The sequence below is a fragment of the Stutzerimonas stutzeri genome (assembly GCF_024448985.1).
In the GTDB taxonomy this organism is placed as follows: Bacteria; Pseudomonadota; Gammaproteobacteria; order Pseudomonadales; family Pseudomonadaceae; genus Stutzerimonas; species Stutzerimonas stutzeri_AP.
In genome coordinates, this window is record NZ_JAMOII010000015.1 from 55714 (window position 1) to 78136 (window position 22423).

The 22423-nt window shown below is 61.9% G+C and carries 19 protein-coding genes and 1 pseudogene; 12 read left to right on the forward strand and 8 right to left on the reverse strand.

Translation table 11 applies throughout. The features are described 5' to 3' along the window. Nucleotides 1-3: 3 nt before the first annotated feature. From NA647_RS15220 to NA647_RS15245, 6 genes are all read right to left on the reverse strand, one after another. The gene (locus NA647_RS15220) at nt 4-1449 is read right to left on the reverse strand and encodes an amino acid adenylation domain-containing protein (RefSeq protein ID WP_256058465.1); all 1446 of its coding nucleotides are present in this window, start codon (nt 1447-1449) and stop codon (nt 4-6) included. Next, nucleotides 1446-5453, reverse strand: a complete 4008-nt coding sequence (locus NA647_RS15225) for an amino acid adenylation domain-containing protein (RefSeq protein WP_272889707.1) — start codon at nt 5451-5453, stop codon at nt 1446-1448. Before NA647_RS15225 ends, NA647_RS15220 begins: the two co-directional genes overlap by 4 nt. Further along, nucleotides 5450-5716 (reverse strand): isochorismatase family protein, encoded by a 267-nt coding sequence (locus NA647_RS15230; protein ID WP_272889708.1) that lies wholly within the window; start codon nt 5714-5716, stop codon nt 5450-5452. Before NA647_RS15230 ends, NA647_RS15225 begins: the two co-directional genes overlap by 4 nt. A gap of 11 nt (nt 5717-5727) precedes the next feature. After that, on the reverse strand, nt 5728-7353 hold the full coding sequence (locus NA647_RS15235; RefSeq protein ID WP_256058466.1) for a (2,3-dihydroxybenzoyl)adenylate synthase: 1626 nt from the start codon (nt 7351-7353) through the stop codon (nt 5728-5730). Further along, nucleotides 7350-8522, reverse strand: a complete 1173-nt coding sequence (locus tag NA647_RS15240) for an isochorismate synthase (RefSeq protein WP_256058467.1) — start codon at nt 8520-8522, stop codon at nt 7350-7352. Before NA647_RS15240 ends, NA647_RS15235 begins: the two co-directional genes overlap by 4 nt. A 222-nt stretch (nt 8523-8744) precedes the next feature. Further along, nucleotides 8745-9221 (reverse strand): GreA/GreB family elongation factor, encoded by a 477-nt coding sequence (locus tag NA647_RS15245; RefSeq protein ID WP_256058468.1) that lies wholly within the window; start codon nt 9219-9221, stop codon nt 8745-8747. A 178-nt stretch (nt 9222-9399) separates the two neighbouring features. On the opposite strand from NA647_RS15245, the gene NA647_RS15250 reads away from it, so the two are divergent. The 3 genes from NA647_RS15250 (at nt 9400) to NA647_RS15260 (ending at nt 11339) form a co-directional block, all read left to right on the forward strand. Continuing rightward, nucleotides 9400-10203: a redoxin domain-containing protein gene (locus NA647_RS15250; RefSeq protein WP_256058469.1), complete on the forward strand. Its 804-nt coding sequence runs from the start codon at nt 9400-9402 to the stop codon at nt 10201-10203. Between the two features lie 135 nt (nt 10204-10338). Then, the gene (locus NA647_RS15255; protein WP_336604958.1) at nt 10339-10767 is read left to right on the forward strand and encodes a DUF2141 domain-containing protein; all 429 of its coding nucleotides are present in this window, start codon (nt 10339-10341) and stop codon (nt 10765-10767) included. Between the two features lie 194 nt (nt 10768-10961). Continuing rightward, nucleotides 10962-11339, forward strand: coding sequence for an HU family DNA-binding protein (locus NA647_RS15260; RefSeq protein WP_256058471.1), 378 nt, complete (start codon nt 10962-10964; stop codon nt 11337-11339). A 196-nt stretch (nt 11340-11535) separates the two neighbouring features. On the opposite strand, the gene NA647_RS15265 is transcribed toward NA647_RS15260, so the two are convergent. Then, nucleotides 11536-12300 carry an SDR family NAD(P)-dependent oxidoreductase gene (locus NA647_RS15265; protein ID WP_256058472.1) on the reverse strand — a complete coding sequence of 255 codons (765 nt, stop codon included), beginning with the start codon at nt 12298-12300 and terminating at the stop codon, nt 11536-11538. A 320-nt stretch (nt 12301-12620) separates the two neighbouring features. Here NA647_RS15265 and NA647_RS15270 point away from each other — a divergent pair, with 320 nt between their 5' ends. The 6 genes and pseudogenes from NA647_RS15270 (at nt 12621) to NA647_RS15295 (ending at nt 19416) form a co-directional block, all read left to right on the forward strand. Beyond that, the gene (locus tag NA647_RS15270) at nt 12621-13718 is read left to right on the forward strand and encodes a hypothetical protein (protein WP_256058473.1); all 1098 of its coding nucleotides are present in this window, start codon (nt 12621-12623) and stop codon (nt 13716-13718) included. 153 nt (nt 13719-13871) lie between these two features. Further along, a pseudogene (locus tag NA647_RS15275) lies at nt 13872-14156 on the forward strand (DUF736 domain-containing protein); the annotation flags it as partial. Nucleotides 14157-14240: 84 nt separating this feature from the next. Next, nucleotides 14241-15002, forward strand: coding sequence for a substrate-binding periplasmic protein (locus tag NA647_RS15280; RefSeq protein ID WP_256058474.1), 762 nt, complete (start codon nt 14241-14243; stop codon nt 15000-15002). A gap of 327 nt (nt 15003-15329) precedes the next feature. Next, the gene (locus NA647_RS15285) at nt 15330-16877 is read left to right on the forward strand and encodes an AMP-binding protein (protein ID WP_256058475.1); all 1548 of its coding nucleotides are present in this window, start codon (nt 15330-15332) and stop codon (nt 16875-16877) included. A gap of 10 nt (nt 16878-16887) precedes the next feature. Next, nucleotides 16888-18051: an acyl-CoA dehydrogenase family protein gene (locus NA647_RS15290; protein ID WP_256058476.1), complete on the forward strand. Its 1164-nt coding sequence runs from the start codon at nt 16888-16890 to the stop codon at nt 18049-18051. 66 nt (nt 18052-18117) lie between these two features. Next, entirely contained in the window at nt 18118-19416 is a 1299-nt protein-coding gene (locus tag NA647_RS15295; RefSeq protein ID WP_256058477.1) for an MFS transporter, read from the forward strand. Here NA647_RS15295 and NA647_RS15300 read toward each other — a convergent pair. Next, nucleotides 19401-20351 carry a LysR family transcriptional regulator gene (locus NA647_RS15300; protein WP_256058478.1) on the reverse strand — a complete coding sequence of 317 codons (951 nt, stop codon included), beginning with the start codon at nt 20349-20351 and terminating at the stop codon, nt 19401-19403. The two genes, NA647_RS15295 and NA647_RS15300, sit on opposite strands and share 16 nt — an antisense overlap. 268 nt (nt 20352-20619) lie before the next feature. Here NA647_RS15300 and NA647_RS15305 point away from each other — a divergent pair, with 268 nt between their 5' ends. From NA647_RS15305 to NA647_RS15315, 3 genes are all read left to right on the forward strand, one after another. After that, nucleotides 20620-21003, forward strand: coding sequence for a YidH family protein (locus NA647_RS15305; RefSeq protein WP_256058479.1), 384 nt, complete (start codon nt 20620-20622; stop codon nt 21001-21003). Continuing rightward, nucleotides 20996-21307 carry a DUF202 domain-containing protein gene (locus tag NA647_RS15310; RefSeq protein WP_256058480.1) on the forward strand — a complete coding sequence of 104 codons (312 nt, stop codon included), beginning with the start codon at nt 20996-20998 and terminating at the stop codon, nt 21305-21307. The genes NA647_RS15305 and NA647_RS15310 overlap by 8 nt, the downstream gene beginning before the upstream one ends. A 163-nt stretch (nt 21308-21470) precedes the next feature. Then, the gene (locus NA647_RS15315) at nt 21471-22370 is read left to right on the forward strand and encodes a DUF1254 domain-containing protein (protein WP_256058481.1); all 900 of its coding nucleotides are present in this window, start codon (nt 21471-21473) and stop codon (nt 22368-22370) included. The last annotated feature ends 53 nt before the right edge of the window (nt 22371-22423 follow it).

Here is a 22423-nt window from a genome sequence, read left to right on the forward strand (position 1 = left end):
CGCTCACACCGGTTCAGGTAAACGCTTGCGATCGATCTTTCCGCTGGCGGTTTTGGGCAACGAGTCGAGCAGTACGATGCGGCTCGGGATCATGTAATACGGCAGGCTGCGCTGCAGCTGCCGGCGGATTTCCACCCGAGTCGGGCCACCGCTACGCAGCTCCACATATCCCACCAGACAGGCTTCGTCGCCCTCCCCCAGCAGCCGCACGGCAGCCTCCAATACACCCTCGATGTGGCGCAGGCTCGCTTCGATTTCCCCTAGTTCGATGCGAAAACCGCGCAGTTTGATCTGATCATCGCGACGACCACGATATTGGAACTCGTCTTCGGCGATACGTCGCACTCGGTCGCCCGTTCGGTAGAGACGCCGCCCCTGCCATGCAATGAAGGCCTGTTCGGTCAGGTCGCGTCGCTGCCAGTAGCCCTGCGCCAGCGACGGGCCTTCGATGCACAGCTCGCCCTCATCACCCGGTTCGACGGCGATGCCTTGCTCGTTCAGCACCCAGTGTCGATAGCCATCCAATGACTGCCTGAGCCGCACGCCTTGCTCACCAAGCGGCAGTTCGACCTGCGACATCATCGACCAGACCGTTGCCTCGGTGGGGCCGTAGCAGTTCCAGAGCTGACCGACCGCCGCGCCGAGGCGCGTTGCCAGCGCCACGTCCAGGGCTTCTCCGCCGCAGAGCGCAACCAGACCGTCGCGGCCCTGCCAGCCGGCTTTCAGTAGCATCCGCCAGAACGCCGGAGTGGCTTGCAGTGTGTTCAGGTCCGGGCGGCCGTCGAGCAGTTGCAGTAGCGCAACCGGATCCTTGTGCGCCGGAGCGCAGACCACTTCGACGTATCCGCCTGCCCACAGCGGCCCGAGCATTTCCAGCAGGGAAATGTCGAACGCCGGCGTGGTGGTGAACACCCAGCGAGTCGCCGTGCTGACCCCGATACGCCGGGTCGCGGCATCCAGAAAATTGCCCAATGCGGCGCGTTCGATGACCACGCCCTTGGGTTTTCCGGTAGAGCCGGAGGTGAACATCATATAAGCCGGCAAGCGCTCATCCAGCGTCGGCGGCGCAGGCATCTGTGCCAATCCAGGCAGCAAGCGCAAGGACGGCGACAGCGACCCTGACGGCTGCTCGTCCTGGATGACCCAGCGCAGCTGTGCATCGTCTACGATCCCCTGCAACCGCTCCAGGGGAAAGTCTGGCTCCAGCGGCACGAAGCACACACCCTCATGCAGGCAGGCCAGGACCGTGGCGATAAGGTCGGGACCGCGCGCCAGATGCAGTCCGACGCGGGCGCCCTCGACCAAGCCCTGCTCACGCAATTGCAGCACGATGGCCCCGACCCGCGCGTGCAGCTCGGCATAGCTGAAGCTGGCGCCGAGACAACCCAGAGCGGGCAGCGCGGCATGGTGGGCAAACACGTCGGCGAAATGCTCGTTGATCGCTTTCATCGTTCATCCTCGGCCAGTGCAGCCAACGTCTGCAGCTTGTCGCGCATGGATGCCAGCAGACGCGCGCTCAGATCCGCACGCAGATTGCCGATCTGGCGCAGCGTCAGCAGGCCGTCGAAGACGCCGCCGTGCAGGCTGATCAGCTCGGCGGACATATTGCCGGGATCGCTGGGTTTGCCAGGTGCCACCGGCAATGCCTGCCAGTCTCCAGTTCCGCTCTGATAGACGCCCAGGTAGTTCAACGCCACCGGCGGCAACGGCAGGCTGTCGCGGTGGGCCGGGTTGCTGCGCAGCGGCAGATAACCGACGCCCTTGTCCGGGACCTGGCGCAGCTGCTCGGCGGCATGCCGCACCAGCGCAGTCCAGTCCGCCTGATTCTGCACCGCGACCGGGAACATGCTGGTGAACCAACCCACCGTGCGGCTCACGTCCAGGCCGGGATCGATCGTCTCCCGCCCGTGCCCCTCGAGCATGATCCAGTGCCGCTCACCGAGCCCGAGCTCCACCAACGCCCGAGTCAGCGCCGCCAGCAACAATTCGCGGACATCCGTCGCGAAATGCCGGGTGGCAAACTGAGTCAGCTGGCGTGTGGTGGTTTCGTCCAGTTGCAGCAGCTGCGGTTCGGACGGCTGAGTTGACGACCAATCGGCGGCGATGCGGTAGTTCATCCCCGCAATCTGTCCGCGCCAGTACGGCAACTGCGCCTCGGCACGCTGCGCATAGACGGCCAGCCCCTCGCCCCACTGTCGATAGCTGCTGGTTTTGTCGGGCAGCGTTTCACCGCGCGTCAGCCGTTGCAGGTCCTCGATAAGGATGCGCCAGGACACGGCATCGATGACCAAATGGTGGAACGCGATAAACAGGCCACGTTCGTTGTTCGGCAACCCATCGATCACCGCCCACGCCAAGGTGCGTGCACTGGCCGGGTCCAGGTGCGCCTGCAATTCAGTCATCGCCTCCTGAAGCCCGACTGCGCCCAGTTCGGCGGCGTTCAATCGAGCGGGTTCGGCCAAAGACAGGTATTGCTGATAGCACTGGCCAGTCGGGAGGGTGATCAGTCGCAGGGCGTCGTGCTGCTGCAACAGCTGCCGCATGTAATCCATCAATTGCGCCGTTCCGACGTTGCCGGGCAGCCGCAGCACCACGCCCTGATTCCAGTGCTGCGGCTGCGCGAACGGCTGTTCGAAGAACCATTGCTGGATCGGCTGCAAAGGCAGATCGCCAGTCAGCAGGCCCTGTTCGGCGCGAATTGTCTGTGCCTCGCGCGGGCCTGCCAGCACACGGCAAAGCCTCCGCACGGTCTTGGCCTCGAATACTTCCTTGACGCTGCAGGGGTAGCCGGCATCGCGCAGCCGGGTCGCCAACTGAATACTTAGAATGGAATCGCCACCCAGCCGGAAAAAATCGCATTCCACGCCCAGCGGCTGCTCCAACACGCCTTGCCAGATCTCCAGCACCTGGCGCTCCAGCTCCCCTACGGGCGCCACATGCTGTTCAGTCGCAGCCAGTTCCACCGGCGGCAAGCGTCGCTGATCCAACTTTCCGTTTGCGGTCAGCGGCATCTTGTCGAGCAGCATCAACCTTAGCGGAACCATGTATTCGGGCAGACGACGCGCCACGGCCTGCAACACGGCATCCGGCTCCGGGGCGGACTCGCCGGGTTTGACCGTGGCGTAGGCCACCAGCGCCTGGCGTGCGCCCTGACTGGCGACGATCACCTTGATTTCCTGCAAGCTCGGGCCACTGGCATGCAGCTGGGCTTCGATTTCACCCGGTTCGATGCGGTAGCCGCGCAGTTTGATCTGCGCATCGAGGCGGCCCAGGTATTCATATTCACCGGTAGACAGCAGGCGCGCGCGGTCGCCGGTGTGGTACAGGCGCACCTTCACACCCGCTACGGTGTGTTCACGGAAGGCCTCGGCAGTGCGTTCTGGCTGATTGAGATAGCCGCGAGCCAACCCCAGACCGGCAAGACAAAGTTCGCCGGGGACGCCGATCGGGCACAGCGCGCCGTGCCGGTCCAGCACCACCGCCTGCATGCCATCGATAGGAGCGCCGATGGTCCGGCGCTCGTCTGGGCTGAGCGTCTTGGTCAACGCGGTTACGGTGGCCTCGGTGGGCCCGTACATGTCGATCAGGCGGAATTGCTTCGCCCAGCGTTGCGGGATCGCCGGCGGGCAGGCTTCGCCGCCGAAGCCCACAGCTTTCATCGCCGGCAAAGGTCGTTCCGGCAGCGTTGCCAGCAAGGCCGTGGCGAAAATCATATGCGTGGTTGCGGTTCGCTCGATCTCATCCAGCAGCCCTGCGCCAGGTTCGGCCCAGAGCAGGCAGGCGCCGTGGACCAGCGGGACCAGCGCGCACATGTTGCCCGCATCGAACGACAGCGACATGCAATCGAGCATCCGGTCGCCAGATGCCACGCCCAGACGCCGACCGTGGTCCAGCAGCAGGTTAGCCAGCGATCCATGCTCGACCATTACGCCTTTCGGCACACCCGTCGAGCCCGATGTATAGATCACCTGCGCGAGACGTTGCGGGTCGTGCCGGATCGACGGCGCGCTGGGCGACTGAGCATCCAGTTGAGCCTGCACTTCGGGATTGCCAAGGTCCACCCAACGCCGCTCCGTATCCAGGGCAAAGGGCGCGGCGCCCTGGCCGATGATCAGCCGCAGCTTGCCGTCGCGCATGATGTGCGAGAGCCGTTGCTCGGGGTAATCGGGGTCCAGCGGGACATAGGCGGCGCCGAGCTTCCAGCTGGCCAGCAGCGCGACCGCAAAGGCATTTTCACGGCGGGCAAGCACGCCGATCAAATCACCCGCCGCGCAGCCCTGAGACTGCAGCCAGCTCGCCAGCCGGTTGGCTCGTGAGTCGAGTTCGGCGTAGCTGACGCTGCCCTCGCCCTGGCGCAGTGCCGGTCGCGCGGCATTCGATCGAGCCATGTCCTCGAACAGCGACAACGCGGTCAGCCCATCGGGATAAGCCGCCGGCAGCGCGGCCAGTCGTTGTGCCGTCTGCGCGCGCAGCGATTCATCGAGCATCGGCAGCTGCCAGATGTCCTGTTCCGGGTTGGCCACCACCGCTTCCAGCAGTCGCAGCAGACGACTCGCATAACCCTCGACACTGCTGCGTTCGAACAGCGCGGTGGCGTAGAGCCAATCGACCCGGACGGAGTCCATCAGCTCGGTGACCTTGACCGAGATATCGGTCTTGGCCGGCAGCACCGGCGAGGTTTCTTCCACCGCGTCGCAGCCTGGAATCAAGTCGTTGAAGTCGACCCGCGCCTGGTACACCAGCATGATCTGGAAAATCGGATTGATCGCCGTGTGGCGGTCCACGCCCAACGCCTCGCTCAATGCCTCGAAGCGATAGAGCTGGTGATCGAACGCCTGCAGATCATCGGTCCGGCATTGGCGCAGATAGTCGATAAAAGACTGCTGCTCGGGCAGCTGCGTGCGCAGCACCAAGGTGTTGACGAAGAATCCCACCAGCGACTCGATATCCGGTCGCTCGCGATAGGCCAGCGGCGTGCCGACCACGATGTCGCGCTCACCGGAATGCCGCGCCAGCAACAGCTCGAACAATGCATGCAAGCCAATAAAGGGCGAGGTGTTGTGGTGCTGGCAGAGCTGCTTGAAGCGCTCCCACAATTTGTTGTCAATGGTCGAGAACACCACTTCGCCGCCGCTGGCCTGCTGGGCCGGCCGTGGTTTGTCCAGCGGCAGACTGTGCACCTCGGGAATGCCAGCCAGGCGTTCAACCCAGAAGGGTTTGAACTGCTCGTGGTAATCGCGAAACAACGGCGAGTTGAACCAGCGCGCGTAGTCGATGTAGGTCAGCGGCGGTTGGTACCAGTTCAATGGCTGGCGATTCTGGTAAGCGAGAAACGCGGTTTTCAGATCAGCAAACATATTCTTCACCGACCAGCCATCCGAGATGATGTGGTGCTGGTTGATCATCAACAGATGCTCACGCGCACCCAGCTCCAGCAGATTGACCCGCGTCAACAGCGCGCTGGCGATATCGAATGGACGCTCGATCGCGCGGTGTAGACCACCGGAATTCCCAGTGCTTTGCAGCGTTCGCGGACCTGCGCCAAGCCTGCGACCAGCGCGGCGATGAATGCGCTGTCTTCACCCCAGAAGTCGCAAAAATACTGTTGCATGTCGTGAATCAGCAGCACCGCGCGATCAGGATCGACCGTCCACTGGACTTTGTTCGCGGTCCACTCGCTGGGCAGGCTGTAGGGCGTCAGGGTGGGAATAGCCATGAAACGAATCCTTATTCGATAACGGTCAGTTGTTCAGCGACGCGGCGACGCAGGCGGTTCTTGTCCACCTTGCCTACGGCTGTCATGGGAAGTGCGTCGAGGTGTTCGAAGCGGTCCGGCAGCTTGTAGTCGGCCAGACCGAGACTGCGCAAAAACTTGCGCAGCGCGATGCTTTTAAGGGAGGGGTTTGCGCTGACGATAAAGGCGCAACTCTTCTCACCCATGGCCGCGTCCGGCATCGACACCAGGGCCGCTTGGGTGATGGCGGGATGCGCCATCAGCAGGTTTTCCACTTCTTCGGCCGCGATCTTCTCGCCACCGCGGTTGATTTGATCCTTGATTCGCCCGACGACGACCAAATAGCCATCCTCGCGCTGCCGCACCAGATCACCGGAGCGGTAGAAGCCCTCGGCATCGAAGGCGCTGGCGTTGTATTCCGGGCTCTGGAAATAGCCGCGAATGGTGTAGGGCCCGCGGGTCATCAGCGCGCCAACTTCGCCGGTTGGCACCGGTTTACCGTCGCGGTCGACAACTTTCACTTCGTCGTCCGGGCTCATCGGCTGGCCCTGGGTCAGGTAGACACGGTCGTCGTTGTCATCCAGCCGGGTGTAGTTGACCAAGCCTTCAGCCATGCCGAAGACCTGCTGCAGACGGCAACCGAGATCCTGCGGCACGCGGCGGGCGAGCGCCTCCGGCAGCTTGGCGCCACCAACCTGCACCAGCTTCAGCGAGGCGAGTTCATCGCGGTGTGCCGGCGCGGCTTGCAACCACAGCGACAAGGCCGACGGCACCAGTGCGGTGACGTTGACCTGCTGCTGCGCGATCAGCGGGAAGCAGCTGGCGGGGCCGGGGTCTGCACTGAGCACGACCCGTCCACCGGCCGCGAATACGCCCAGCGCGCCGGGTGAACTGAGCGGAAAGTTGTGTGCCGCGGGCAATGCGCAGAGATAGCAAGTGCTGCGGTCGAAACGGCAAATCTCGACGCTGCGCCGGACGCTGTAGAGGTAATCATCGTGGGTGCGCGGGATCAGTTTCGGCGTGCCGGTGCTGCCGCCGGACAGCTGGAAAAAAGCCACTTCGCTGGCCGGAGTCGGAGTGAATGGGCGTTCTGCCGGTGCAGGCTCTAACCAGTTGCTCAGGCACCGTTCCGGCTGCTCATCCTCATGCAGCAGGACGGTGTCGAGTTCAGTAATCAACTCGGTCAGCTCATCGATAAATGCATCGCCGTCAAACAGCGCATGCTCGCGGCTTGCCACTAACAGCCGCGGACGAATCTGCGCGGCATAGGCGACCAGTTCCAGACGGTTGTGGCTGAACAAGGCGTTGACCGGGGCGATGCCCGCCTTCATCAGCGCGAAGAACACGATGTACAGCTCAGCCTGGTTGCCCAGCTGAACCAACGCCCTATCGCCCTGCCCCAGGCCACGATTGGCCAACCGTTGGGCGAGATGCGTCGATGCCTCATCCAGCTGGGCGTAACTGAGCTGTCGGTTACCGCAAACCACTGCGATGGCGTCCGGCTGAAGGCTGGCCTGCTCGATGAGCATCTGGCTTAGTGGCACGCCCCGCCAACATCCAGCGCGTCGATAACGCTCTGCGAAAGCTTCAGGCCAGCGGGTGAACGGAACCAAGTTCATACCGCCTCCCGATCGAGGCCGAACGCAGCAAGCATGGTGCCGAGCTTGGTACCGGTTTCGCGCCACTCCGATTCGGGGCACGACGCTGACACCAGCCCCGCTCCGGCGAACAGCCGGACCTTGCGCTCATCGATCACACCACAGCGGATCACCACGGCCCATTCGCCGTTACCGGCCGCATCGCACCAACCGACGATGCCGCCGAACACACCACGGTCAAAAGGCTCCAGCTCCGCGATCAGCTGCTTGGCCGCCGCGGTGGGGAAACCGCAGAGCGCCGGCGTCGGGTGCAGCTGGCACGCCAGGCTCAGGGCCGATATCGGCGCGGCCAGCTCGCCCTCGATCCGCGTCGACAGATGCCAGAGCTTGGCGGTGCTCATCAGGGCGGGCGCGGCCGGTATCTGCAGCTCGCGGCATAGCGGGCGTAGTTGACGCGCCATGTCTTGAATAACCAGCCGATGCTCGTGCTGATCCTTGCCAGAATCGAGCAGGTCTTGCGCCGACCGCTCGTCTGCTGCTGAATCGGCGTAGCGTCTGGCGGAACCGGCCAGTGGATTGGTTTCCAGGCGCTGACCTTTTTTGCGCAGCAAAAGCTCAGGGCTGGCGCCGATCAAAACACCACCGTCCGGCAGATCGGCGAAGAAGTGGTAGGCCTCCGGGTTTTGCTGACGCAGGCCTTGAAAAATAGTCGCTGCACACGGCGGCTCATCGAATTCCAGTTGCAGCAAACGAGACAGCACCGCCTTGTCCAGACGGCCATTACGCAGCGCCGCCAACGCACGGGTAACGGCTTGTTGAAAACCAGCTTGATTGGGTTGCTCGGTGCACTGGCGCGCCGCGCCGCAGGCGAATCCGCAAACCGCGGTCGGCGGAGATGCCGGAGGGAGATGGGAAACGTGACGCGGAATGAACAGACTGGAGGGTTGCTGCTTGTCGAAGGGAATCACACCAACCAGCACGGGATTGCTCAAACCGGCTGCCTGCGCCTCGGCGAAAGCTTGCCGAACGTCACGCTCCAAGCTTGGTCCCGCGCCCTCTGCCGGCGTGTCTATCGCCTTGAAACAACCGCTGGCTTCGATGCCCCCTGCTGGTGAATAAAATCGATACGACGGCGGGAATTTATATCCCACGCCTGGTCCGTTGTAGGCGACGCGAGTCAATGCGTTCACCACCACCTCCACGTAACAATAATGGGATTGATTATCATTTGCTGGCGTCAACGATAGTCATCGGCGATAGATGCGTCAAATTATTTCTGTTTGCTGACGGCGGGGACGGTTTGCTGGCGCTTAGGTCGAACGCGGTTGCGGCTGGCTTTAAGAAGGGGGTGAAGCGAGTGGGGTTTCAACCGCCGGCTATGCGGACCATGACGTGGCGACAACGATGGCCCGCTAGCGAACCTCAACTATCTCGTATTGCTGGCGGCGCCCGCCCACAAGCACTTCGACCTCATCACCATCGCGGCGCCCAAGCAGCGCTTGGCCCAGAGGCGATCGCGGTGAAATGACCAGCACTGCTGTTTCCGCGACGTCCACTCGCAACCCAGCGGCATCGGGGCCGAGGAAGACCCAGCGCCCGACGCCGGCCTGCTCCAGCGAAACCAGCGCGCCGAGCGTGATCGGCTCGTCGACCTGCGAGCGCACCGGCAAATTGCGATAACGGGTCAGCGCCATCTCGATCTCATGCACACGGCGACGCTGTCCGTCAGCAAGATAGGCAGCCTCGAGTCCGCGGGTGTCGTACTTGTTTTCCGCCTTGCTCTCGGCATGCGTCGCCGCCTCGTGGGAAGCCTTCAGCGCGTCCTTGGCAATAGTCAGATCGGCTTGCAGCTTTTCGATGATAAGTGCTTGGAGATCGGTCTTGTTCATGCAGGCTCGGGACGGTAGTGCTGGGCCTCTAGCATGGCATCGCTACGCCCACAGAGCCACGCCGGCTGGATGCGCCTTTCTGCAACATCCGGCGACCTGTCGAACACAGCGCCGCCAGACACGACAGGTAAAGTGCGAACCTTATTCGAAATCAATCAACGCAAAGGAACGAGACAAAATGCTCACGCTGAGCCTGGGCCCGCTGACGATCGGCACACCCCATCTGTTATTGGTCGGCTGTTTGTTACTGGCGACGCTGACCGGCTGGTGGGCGGGCCGACCGCACGGGCGAAACCCCGAGCGACAGATATTCCGGCTTATGCTGCTGGCTGTGCTGGTTGCGCGCCTGTCCTTCGTAGCGGTCTACATCGACGATTTTTCCGGCGCCTGGTGGCGAGTACTGGATATCCGCGACGGCGGCTTCATCGCCTGGCCGGGTGTCGGAGCCGCATTACTGGCCGGTGGTTGGCTGATATGGCGTGACCGAGAACTGCGCAAACCACTGGGCCTCGCCTTGGTGGTGGGACTCGCCAGCTGGACCTTCGCCAGCTTTGGCTGGCATGCCTTCGAACGAGGGACGCGTCTGCCTGAGATAGCCCTGCGCGACATAGATGGCAGGTCGGTCAGCTTGGCCGACTTCGGCGGCAAGCCGATGGTCATCAACCTTTGGGCCACTTGGTGTCCGCCGTGCCGCCGTGAAATGCCGGTACTCGCCGAGGCGCAAGCGAACAACCAGGAGCTGGTCTTCCTTTTCGTCAACCAGGGCGAAGGTGAAGGCGAAATCAGGCAATTTCTACAGAGTCACAACCTTGGATTACGCAATATGCTGATCGACAGCGGTGGTCGCCTTGGACAGCACGTCGGCTCGCGAGCCTTGCCGACCACTCTGTTCTACGACGCAGACGGTCGGCAAGTCGGCAGCCATCTCGGCGAGCTATCACGCGCCAGCCTGACAAGAGCGATGAAAATGCTGCGACAGTAGCCATGACCCATCCTCCAGCGTGCCGATGCGCTAGTGGTTCATCGCAAAGCGGAGCAATATCACATCTTCGAGAGGGGCGACTCAGGCTCGTAGCTCTGCAGTCCATCGAACATGCCATGTCACAGGGGCGAATCTATGATTTTACGTGTAGCGCTAATCTTGGCAGCAGCTACGGCAAGCGGAACAGTTTCCGCAGAAGGCCAGCCTATGACCGTCCGGCTCAATGGCATTGAACATGATCGTGGTACCGTTCGAGTTGCCTTGTTCGCCGACCCGAAAACCTTCCGTAAAGCTGATCAGGCATTCGCTTCAGGCGAAAAGCCGGCAAAAACCGGGACAGTCAATCTAGTGTTCGACGACGTTCCGGCTGGCCGATACGCCATCATGGCGTACCACGACGAGAACGGTAACGGCGAGCTGGATCGTCGTCTCGGCATGTTCCCGACAGAGGGATACGGCTTGTCCAACAACCCGAAGGTGATGGGCCCGCCAGCGTTCGAAGACAGTCAGTTCCAGGTAGCCGGCGACGCGCCGAGCGAAATCGACATTGATATTCGCTACTGATGGTGGCCCAGGTTCCGGTTGAGCAAGCGGCACCTCACTACTTGAAAAGGCAGACGGGATTTGTATCCGGTCATACTTTCTGCAACACCCACACCATCGTCGGCGCTGCCGATGGCCGGGCTGCAGATGAATGAACCGAAGCCGAAAAGCCGCTGTCCAGACAGAAGCGTTCGAATCAGCCGCAGCATGCGGATTTGTCGGCCCGCGCGGGATATTTTTTAAAAAAGAGGAAATTTGCCGCAGGCGACAGAGCGAGACGCTGCTTATACTGTCCCCCCATCCAATCTGGAGTCACACCCGTGAATAAAGCCGAGTTGATTGAAGCGATCGCAGCCTCCGCCGATGTCCCTAAGAGCACCGCCACTCGCGTACTGGACGCCTTCACCGAAAGCGTGACCAATACCCTGCAGAACGGGGACAGCGTGACGCTGGTTGGCTTCGGCACCTTTGCTGTCAAGGAGCGCGCCGCCCGTGACGGCCGCAACCCGCAGACCGGCGCAACGATCAAGATCTCCGCGGCCAAGCTGCCAGGCTTCAAGCCAGGCAAGTCACTGAAGGATGCGGTGAACTAATCCATCCGTATCTCGGGATACCGGGTCGCTGACGTCCTTACGGACGCAGCGCCTGTCCAGGCGCTGATCGCCCGGTCGCGCACCCCGCTCCACCCCCCGTTACATTTGCCCTCAGGTATAACCGTAACGAAGCGTCGGCTTTGTCGCCGCATACGGCTCTCGACCCGGCCACGCCAACTCCATTCGTCGCTGCGACTCACTTGTCGCGGTCGATCGCAAAGCCCGCCCAAGCCTGCCGCGACGGCATGATCTCCAGCCGGTTGATGTTGATATGCGCCGGTAGCGTGGCGACATAGAAAATCTGCTCGGCGATGTCTTCGGCGGACAACGGCGTGGTGGTGCTGTAAAGCGCATCGGACGCCGCCTGATTGCCCTTGGTCCGCACCAGCGTGAACTCGGTTTCGGCCATGCCAGGCGCGATGTCGGTGACCCGTACGCCCGTGGCGATCAAGTCGCAGCGCAGGTTGTAGCTGAACTGCTGAACGAACGCCTTGCTGGCCCCGTAGACATGACTCCCCGGATAGGGCCATTGGCCTGCTACCGAGCCTATATTGACGATGCTGGCGCCCTTGCCTGTCTCGATCAACGTTGGCAGCAACGCATGGGTTACGTTGACGAGGCCGGTGATATTGGTGTCGATCATGGTGTGCCAATCGTTCAGATCGGTTTTCTGCGAAGGTTCCGGAGCCAGTGCCAGGCCCGCGTTATTAACCAGGCAAGTCACGGCACGGAAGGCTTCAGGCAGTTCGGCGACGACGTCTGCGACCACCTCGCTCTTGCGTACATCAAGCGTTGCAACATGCACCGGAACCTTGTCGGCCAACTCTTCTTTCAGTGCTTCCAGTCGCTCCGAGCGTCGACCGGTCAGTACCAGCGACCAGCCTGCTTCAGCAAAACGGCGAGCCGTAGCGCGACCAAAACCTGATGTGGCACCGGTGATGAATACGACCTTGCTGTTCATGCTTTTCCTCTTTTTCCGATTGGCACGCTCGTAGAAGCGCGCGGTGGTATCGATGGCTATGGTCCGTACATAGGCGGAAAAGTTCGAGCAATTTCTTCGCTTTATTTCCAAATTAATGAAAGCGTTAGTCTCTTTATTCCAACAAAATACAAAGCACAATGATGGCCTTTTTGCCGATTAAGCACGACTTCTCGACCTTTCAGCACGGTTCGTTTTGGGATTAATTCGCCGTTCAGCCTGTATAGCCCATGAGGCTTATTCCCCGCCGGGAACGCGCCAGTTAAAAGCCGGGCTCCCGCCCATTCAAAAAGGAATCTGAAATGATTAAAACAAAAACACTGTTAGCAGGCGCTATCTCGTTACTGATTGCCAACCAAGCTGCGGCCCTCAACGAGGCACAACAAGACCAGACCGGCACCGACAATTATGCCGATGTGGTACAGCAGACCGGCACAGACAACTACAGCAGTCAGATTCAGGACGGAGATGCCAATGTTGCCTACACATTACAGAACGGATCGGAATTGACAGCCTCTAGCGAGCAGCGCGGCGCGGGCAATATCTCAATGATCGAGCAAGACGGGTTAATCAGTCAGGCAGACGTTTCACAGGACGGCAGCTATAACCTCGCCACCGTTTACCAGCAGGCATACGGGGAAGTGGGCCATACGGCGACCATTTCGCAAGTCGGCAGCCAGAATCTCGCTTATGTCGAACAGGTCGACGGTGCCGTCAGCGTCGCTGACATTTACCAGAACGGCGAAGGCAACTCTGTCGATGTGTCGCAGCAAATGACCGCCAACCATCTCGGCGCGGAGCAGACCGGCAACGGGAATACCGCTCTGGTCGAGCAGTTCGGTAATACCACTGCCTATATAAGCCAGACCGGGAATGCCAATGCCATCGACTTCCACCAGGACGGCGGGTTTTCAGGAGCTTATGCCTCGATCAGTCAAGACGGTACCGGTAACGAGGTCAACCTCTCACAGCAAGCCAGTCGATACAGCGCAGGCGACGTACGCTTGGTACAGGTCGGCACGGACAATATCGCCGACGTATCGGAAAGCAGCGGCTTCGGCAGCTTCAGCTTCACCCAGGACGGAACGGGAAATGAGCTAACCGCCCAGCACGGCGGTCGCTCGACCACGGTAGAAGGCACCTCCACCGGCGACTTCAACCGGGTAGACATTCGTCAGAACTCCGACGGTAGCAGTCTTACCATCGCCCAGAACGGCACTCGCAACGAGATCGACGTTGACCAGACGGGTTACTACGGTGTCGGCGACATCCAGCAGACAGGCACTGAGAACTATGCATCGCTGGTGCAGATCGGAAACTCCAGCAGCATCACTCAGGAAACGGCGCTCATCATGCAAAACGGTACTGGAAATTCGGCCTTCGTGACCCAGGGTCAGTAAGTCGTTTGGGCGAGCCGACTAACAGCCTAGTGCTGCACCAAGGCTCGTATCGGCTCGATCATAGAGCCGGCGTGCTGGACCACGCCAGCGCGCCGTGACGACGTAGGTTTCCTCGAGATCGAGCGATAGGCCCAGCCTTGGTGCTAGTCAAGGCTGGGCCTATCAAGCTGCTCTTTCACAACGCTCGACGACGGCTTCACCGGCACGCTGCGCACCCTTACGCCGCAAGCAAAGGTCGCCATCGTTCCCAACGACAAGGGTAGCGCGAACGCACCGGACTACCGCATCGTGGCCGCAGGTGGATACGAGATCAGCGCCGCTTGGAAGAAACTCAGCCAATCCGAACGCCGTTACCTGTCAGTGAGCCTGGATGACTCGACCTTCCCCGCCACGGTCTATGCAAGCCTGCTCGAGAACGAAGACGGAACCCACACGATCGGCTTTTGCAAACTCGTTTTAACCGGGGTCTATGCTTGTTCTAGTCGGCGTCCCTTGAAACGAACAGTGCGTCAGGCAACTAACGTGAAGCATCTAACCCTCACCGCGACGCTGCTCGGGCTATTGTTCAGCTTCTTTGCCAAAGCCGATGACTATCAGGTCGTTACCGAAGATTGGGCACCTTACAACTATCTGGAGAACGACCAGATAACCGGTATGGCCACGGATATCATCCGGGCCATCATGGCGCTGACCGGAGATGAGTTTCAGATGGAACTGTTGCCCAGCATGCGAGCCACCCGCGCTTTGCAGACTCGGGACAAGACGATCATGTTCGCCCTATTCCGCACAGCCGAGCGAGAGCCGCTGTATAAGTGGGTAGGGCCGATACTGGAAGCATCTATTCATCCTTATCAGCTGGCTACCTCACCGCAGCCAGTAACGTCTATGGAACAGCTACTCAGCGCCCCCAAGATCACCACGCGACATGCCGGCCTGGTGCCCGATCTCCTACAATCGCGGGGGTTCAACAACCTCGATAAAAGCGTAGCGAGAAGCCCTCAGCTCTATCGCATGCTGCTCGCTGGGCGCGCCGACATCATCATCGGCGACACCGATGCGGGGGTCGCCTATTACAGCAACCGGTTGAAAATCGCGCCAGGTACGCTGCGGCGGATTCCTGTCGAGATCTATCGTTCAGCGCTTTACATTGCATTCAGCCCCGACAGCGACGATGAGTTGGTAGCCGAGTGGGCCAGTGCCTTGGAAAAGCTGCGCAGCTCGGGCGAGCTAGCGCGCATCCAGCGCCACTATGAGCGACCCATTGGGCAACTGCCTCAGCGTTAGGCAGTTATTGCTGACCGAAGCACCCAGCTCCCTGAACTATAAGCCGTACGGCTTAGGTGAACGGGCGCGACCCGAAGTCGAGAATTCGGGCGATTAAGATCGAGCTCAGCGCAACACGCGAAGCACCCGCACGTTCAAGACGCAAAGCAGCACCATACGCTCAGCGGACGAACCGCAATGGCCGCAGCGAAGAAGCGTAACGCCGCCCCTCTTCCGACCCGCTACCCATTCCGAAACGGCATGCCTCGCATCGCACAGTTCTATTAGTTCCACTCGAAATCGCTTGGTTAGCATCGACGCAGTTGTCCTGCCGATGAGAACAATAAATTGAATCTAGGAAAAATCATCAGTCGCAGCGCCTTGTATTGGCCCGACGACGAAGCTTTGGTCGATGCTCAACAGCGCATCACCTTCGCTCAGCTCGAACTACGCACCAATCGTTTGGCCTCCGGGTTACTGGCGATGGGCGTGGCCCGGGGCACCCATGTGGCGATACTGGCGCTCAACCGCGTCGAGCTGGTGGAAGCGGAAATCGCCTTCTACAAGTCCGCGATGGTCAAAGTGCCAATCAATGCCCGGCTATCTCTTGATGAAATCATCCAGGTGCTGGACGATTCGCACAGCCAGGCCGTAATCGCCGACGGTCGCTTCGCCGCCGCCCTGCATGCACGCCGGGCCGAGCTCCCTCGCCTGCGCTGGATCATCTCCCTTGATGGCGACACCGGCGACGCCAGCTATCCCGTCGTGCTGGAGCGCGGGAACGACGCAGAGGTATACAGCGACCCAGCCGATGATGCGCTGGCGGTGCTGCATTACACCTCCGGCAGCTCCGGCGTGTTGAAGGCCGCGATGCTGTCGTTCGGCAACCGCAAGGCACTGATCCGCAAAAGCATCGCCAGCCCTACCCGCCGCGCAGCGCCTGGCGACGTGATGGCACATGTCGGGCCGATCACTCATGCCAGCGGCATGCAGGTCATGCCGCTACTGGCGTTGGGTGCCTGCAACCTGCTACTGGAGCGCTACGACGATCGACTGCTGCTGGAAACCATCGAGCGTGAGCGGGTGACCCGTCTGTTCCTGGTGCCGGCCATGATCAACCGGCTGGTCAACTTTCCAGACGTGCAGCGCTTCGATCTTTCCAGCCTGCGCCTGGTGATGTATGGCGCAGCGCCCATGGCGCCAGCGCTGGTCAACCGCGCCATCAAAGTATTCGGACCGATTCTCGCGCAAGGCTACGGCGCTGGCGAAACCTGTTCCCTGGTGACGGTGCTCACCGAACAGGACCATCTACTCGAGGGCGACGATCACAGCCGCCTGGCTTCGTGCGGGCGGTGCTATTTCGAGACCGATCTACGCGTGGTCAACGAAGCGTTCAAGGACGTCAGGCCCGGCGAAATTGGCGAAATCGTGGTCAAGGGCCCGGACGTCATGCAGGGCTACTGGCAGGCACCGGAGCTGACCGCCGAGGTGATGCGCGACGGCTACTACCTCACCGGCGACCTCGCCACGGTGGACGAGCGAGGCTATGTGTTCATCGTCGACCGCAAGAAGGAAATGATCATCTCCGGCGGCTTCAACATCTATCCCACCGAAGTGGAGCAGGTGCTCTACACCCTGCCACAGATCTTCGAGGCTGCTGTGATCGGTGTACCCGACGAGCAATGGGGCGAGGCGGTTCGGGCGGTGGTGGTGCTCAAGGACGGTGAGACGCTCAGCGCCGAAGACGTCATCGAACACTGCGGTCGAACCCTCGCGGGCTTCAAGAAGCCTCGCGCAGTGGACTTCGTCAAGGAGCTGCCAAAGAACCCCAACGGCAAGGTCGTGCGTCGCCTGATCCGCGAAGCGTACTGGCACAACAGCGATCGACGGATCTGAGGAAAGACACATGATCAAACCAAGCGAAAAGGCCGCTCGCCTTATCGACGGCATCAACGCCTTCGTGCGTGACGAACTGGCGCCGCTGGCTGCGCGCGAAAACATCATCTGGGGCGAGCCTGTCGCCCGGCCGCTACTCAACGACATCTGGCAACGCTCCTGCGAGCTGGGCTTTTACAACGCGATGCTGCCAGAAGCGCTGGGCGGCGCAGGGCTCAACGTCGTCGATCTCTGTGCGGTGAAGGAGGCGGCGGTACTGACCGGCTCGCCCCTCGCCCCGCACATATTGGGCGAACTGTCCGGCCCGCCACGCGTCGGTCACCTGTTTAAGGTGGCCAGCGACTATCAGATCGAAGCTTTCCTGCGGCCGATCTGTCGCGCCGAAAAGGCCGTCTGTTTCGCCCTCACCGAGGCCGAGGCCGGATCCGATGCCACCGCTATTGGTACCGAGGCGCGCCGCGACGGTGACCATTACGTGCTGCGGGGCGCCAAGCGCTATATCTCAGGCGCACCCTACGCCGACCTCGCCGTGCTGCTCGCGGTAACCGGTCCGGGCCGCGGCCCGCACGGCATCTCGGCATTCTTTGTCGACCTACACGGTGACGGCGTCAGCATCGACAACGACTACTCGGTAATGTCCGGTGGCGGCGCCCACGGCAACATCACCCTGGAGGATGTGCGTGTCCCGGTGGAAAACCGCATCGGCGACGAAGGTGCCGGTTTCAAGCTGGCCATGGGGCGTATCACCCTCAATCGCCTGCTGCATTGCCCCACCATGCTCGGCATGGCCGGTCTGGCCCTAAACCGCTCGCTGGACCACTCTCGCACCCGCAAACAGTTCGGCCAACCCATCGCCATGTTCCAGGCCATCAACCACATGCTTGCCGACATGGCCACCGAGCTGTACGCCGCGCGCAGCATGATGTATGCCACTGCGGCGAACAACGACGCCGGTGGCGACATCAAGGTCCAGGCGCCGATGTGCAAGCTGTTCGCCTCGGAAACCGCTTTTCGCATCGCCGACAAGGCGGTGCAGATCCATGGCGGGACAGGCCTGATCAAAGGGCACCCGGTAGAGTGGCTGTTCCGCGCAACCCGAATGATGCGCGTGCTCACCGGTACCAGCGAGATTCAGCGCAACACCATTGCCAAGGGCATCCTGCTGCCCAGCTGATGAAGCGGCCCAGCCCGTCCGCCTGGGAAGACGGACGGGCATTCACAACAACAAGAGAGAGCTCCCATGACCCGAGAAGAAACGGGCTTCCGTCCGCGTAGCGCCTGGACGATTGCCTTCCTGCTGGCCTTCATGATGCTGGTCAACTTCCTCGACAAGGTCGTGATCGGCCTTGTCGGTGTACCCATGACTCAGGAATTGGGCCTGACACCGACCGAGTTCGGCCTGATTGGCGGCGCGTTGCACTGGCTATTCGCCGTTTCCGCCGTGGTCGGCGGCTTCCTCGCCAACCGCCGACCGACCCGCACATTGTTGCTCGGCATGGGCCTGTTCTGGGCACTGATCCAGCTGCCCATGCTATTCGTCAGCTCGCTGTGGATGATCGTTGCCTGTCGCGTGCTTCTCGGCATCGGCGAAGGGCCGGCCTCGCCAGTGGCCACCCATGCCCTGTACAAGTGGTTCCCCGACGACCGTCGGAGCCTGCCGGTTGCCTTGCTGCACTCCGGCAGCGCCATGGGTCTGCTGGTTGCCGGTGCGATGATTCCCTGGATCAGCCTGAACTACGGCTGGCGCACCAACTTCGCCGTGCTCGCCGCCATTGGCCTGGTCTGGTGCGCGCTGTGGCTAATGCTAGGCCGCGAAGGCACGCTGGATAACCTACGCGCCGGCCAGGTGGCCACAGACAATCACCGCGTACCCTATCGACGGCTGCTCAGTGACGGCAGCGTGCTTGGCAATTACGCCTGCCACTTCGCCGCCAACTGGTCGCTGGCGCTGACCCTGACCTGGGTGCCTAGCTATCTGGAGATTGGCCTGGGCATCGACCCGCTGAAGACGGGCCACATGTTCGTCCTGTTCGTGGTGATCACCACACCCCTGAGCCTGTTCATGGCCTGGCTCTCTCAGCGCCTGATGCGCCGGGGCGTGCCCTCACGCCTGGCTCGCGGCGCCTTCGTCTCGGCCTGCCTGATCGCCGGAGGACTGTTCTCCGCCTCGCTGATGCTCACCGAGCTGTCAGTGAGCGCGCGTATCATTGCCCTCACGCTGAGCGGCGGCCTGGCGCTGGTGATGTATTCGGTGGGTCCGGCGATGCTCGCCGAGTTCACCCCCAGCAGCCAGCGGGGCGGCATCCTCGCCATCGGTAATGCGGTGGCTTCGCTGGCCGGCCTGTCGGCGCCAGTGATCACCGGCCTGCTGGTTCAAGACGCCGGAGCCGGCCATCCGGAAGGCTACGCCCAAGGTTTCCTGGTATGCGGCCTGGTGATGGTGGCAGCGGGTCTGATCGGTCTGGTCAGCATGAACCCGCAGCGTTCGCGCGAACGCCTGGCTCAGGACGAAGCGCCAGCGATCTACTCTCGGGCCTGAGTGTCCTCCAACTCGCTACGCTCGATCAGACTGCCGCGCCAGCGACCGGTGCTCACTGCTTCCAACAGGATGGTGCGCACCAGGTCGCGCATGCACGAGGCCGCGAACGACAGTGGCTTGTGCACTGAATAGGCGATCGAGACCGTACGGGTAATACGCGGCTCGATGACCAGCCTCGCCGCTGCTGGTTGATATAGCTCTTCGAGTGGCGGCCAGTTGCATATGGTCGCGGCCAGCCCACTGCGCACCAGACTGGCGATACCCGGCGCCGACTGTTGCTCGTAGGCCACATTGAGTACCACACCCGCCTCCATTGCTGCCTGGTCGATGCGTCGGCGAAGGTGCAGCGCGCGTGGGGCCATTACCAGGCGTGTGGCACCCGCCTCGGCCAGCGTGATGGGTGAGCCGTCCTGCGTGTCGGCGCCCTCTCCAACCCAATACAAATCCTCGGTGAAGATCGGCTCAGCAGCAACATGCTCCAGCTCCTCGGCATTTGGCACTACGCCGAAATCCACCTTCCCCAGCTCGATGGCCAAGCCACCCTCACGAGTGAGACCGTCGCACACCGTCAGGGTGATGCTGGGAAACTTCGCGGTAGCCCGCGCAATGATTTCAGGTAACAGCAGCGCCGATGCGGTCGCCGGGATCGAGATGGAAACGTGTCCTTTGGGATCGCCACCGGTGGAAGCCAGCTCGTCTTTCACCGAGTCGAGCTTCTGCATTACCGAACGTGCCACTTCATAGAGTCGCCGCCCGGCGTCGGTCAGCGCTACACCATCATGCTGGCGTTCCAGCAGTTGCATCCGCAATTCGCTCTCCAGCAGGCCGATCTGCCGACTCAGTGCCGGCTGCGCGATGTAGGCACGCCTGGCGGCAGCCGAAAAGCTCCCGGCCTCGGCGATGGCGATCAGATAACGGAGCTGTTTGAGGGTCATACGGTTCTCCCTGGTCCATGCCGAAGCGTTATGGCATCTATCCGAAGACACTATTTGTGGGGCTTTTCGAGGCTCCCTAGTATCCCTGAAACGCTGACACGAAGGGGAGTATCCGCGGCTCGGCGTTACAGTTCAGACGGTAACTAGCCGCATTAATCCTTCGGCGCGATCCGTCGTTTTGCGCGAGCGAATATTTCTCGCCTGATCGGGGTGCGGAGGTTCTCTGGCCTCAACTTCCCGCTCGACAATTTTCTTATTCCGGACCGCCATGCCCGCTTCGACGTCCCGCAAACCGCTTATTCAGTTCCTGCTCGGTGGCGACGAACCCGACCCACGCTTCACTCTGGCCAATGAACGCACCTTCCTGGCCTGGATCCGTACCGCTCTGGCCCTGCTCGGTGGCGGCATCGCTGTCGAGGCCTTCGCCGATGACGCGTTTTCACTGTCTCTAAGACTGACCATCACGCTCGGCCTGCTGTCGCTGAGCGTCCTCATCAGCGCCGGCGCCTGCCTGCGCTGGCTGTCGGTCGAGCGCGCCCTGCGCCATCGCCGCGCCCTACCTCTGCCAGTGCTTGTGCCGCTGCTGGCGCTCGGCTGCTGCCTCGCGGCGCTGGTGCTGGCCGCTCTGTTCTGGCCTCGCTGGCATGGCTGACACCTCGGTCGATGCCGGGTTACAGGCCGAACGCACGGAGCTGGCCTGGCGCCGTACGCAGCTCTCACTGCTGGTGGTCGCCTGCCTGGCCCTGCGCGGACAGAACGCCGCGGTAGTGCTCATCGGCCTGATCGCCGCCGGCCTTATCTGGCTACGTCAGCAACGGAGCTACCAACACAGCTTGGCGATGCTGCGCGAAGAACGCGGACAGGCGCGGGTGCTAACGGTGCTGGGCACCGGCCTGATGCTCGTGGCGATGGCTGCTCTTGCGATGCTCCACGCGCTGACGATCTGCCAAATGTGATGAGGCCGCTCGCCTATCGCCGCCCCGCTTCGCCAAGTCGGCGGATGGCCCATTCAAACTGGAGATAGCAACGATGATCAGATCTTCGCAACGAAGCTATGCGTCCCAGCATGCCTTCCAGCGGATCAGAGGTAGACAAATCCACAAAAAAAGCCGCTGGGGCTTGGGGGTAGCCAGCATTGCTCTGCTGGCTGGTGTCTTGGCGGGCCACCGCGTGGTTGAACAGGCGCGGGAGACTGCGCAGGCCTACCTGTTCGCCTACCCGCTGGTACTGATGGAGCTGACGAAACAGCACCAGACGCTACTCGACACCGCCGCTATCAACGTCTTTCGGTACAACCAGCGCTTCCCGGATGCCGGCTTCAGCAGCGTGGTTTCACCGAACGTCGATATCCTGCACAGCATCGTTCATTTCGACCTGCGCCAGGAACCGGTGGTCATGAGCATTCCGGACACCACCGGGTATGACTACGCGTTGCCAATCATGGATGCCTGGGCGAACGTTGTTAGCAGCCCCGGTACCCGAACCATAGGCACCGGCGCACGGACTTTCTTGGTCGTCGGCCCCACTTGGCGGAGGGAAATACCGACAGGCATGGAGCCGATCCGCGTCCCCACGCAACTGGCCTGGATGATCGGACGCATCAAAAGCCGCAGCCCGGCCGACGACGCCGAAACCCATGCCTTACAGGACCGCTTCCGCCTCATGCCGCTCAGTGCCTGGCAGGGCCGCTCAGTTGCGCCTGCCCCCGCAGCCATGGTCGGACTGCCAGCCTTGGACCCAGGCAAAAGACCGGACCGGCAACTGGCCGGCTGGAGCCGTGAAGCTTTCTTTATCGCCTTCTGCGAGCTGCAACGCGACAACCCGCCCCGCGCCGACGACGCGTCCATGCTCGAGCGCATCCGCGCCGCCGGGCTGCTCAACAACGGTTGCAACCTGGAGCAGTCCACACTGCAGCACCTCGGCAGCGAGCTCGGCTACCTGTTCCTGCGCCTGTACTGGCCGCTACCCGCGGTGCTGGAACAGCGCTGGCTGCCATCGGCCATCCGTACGCTGCCGTGAGCCATCGCTGCCGCCGGTTTCGCCCCCGCAGGTTGCGCCATACGCACCGGCCC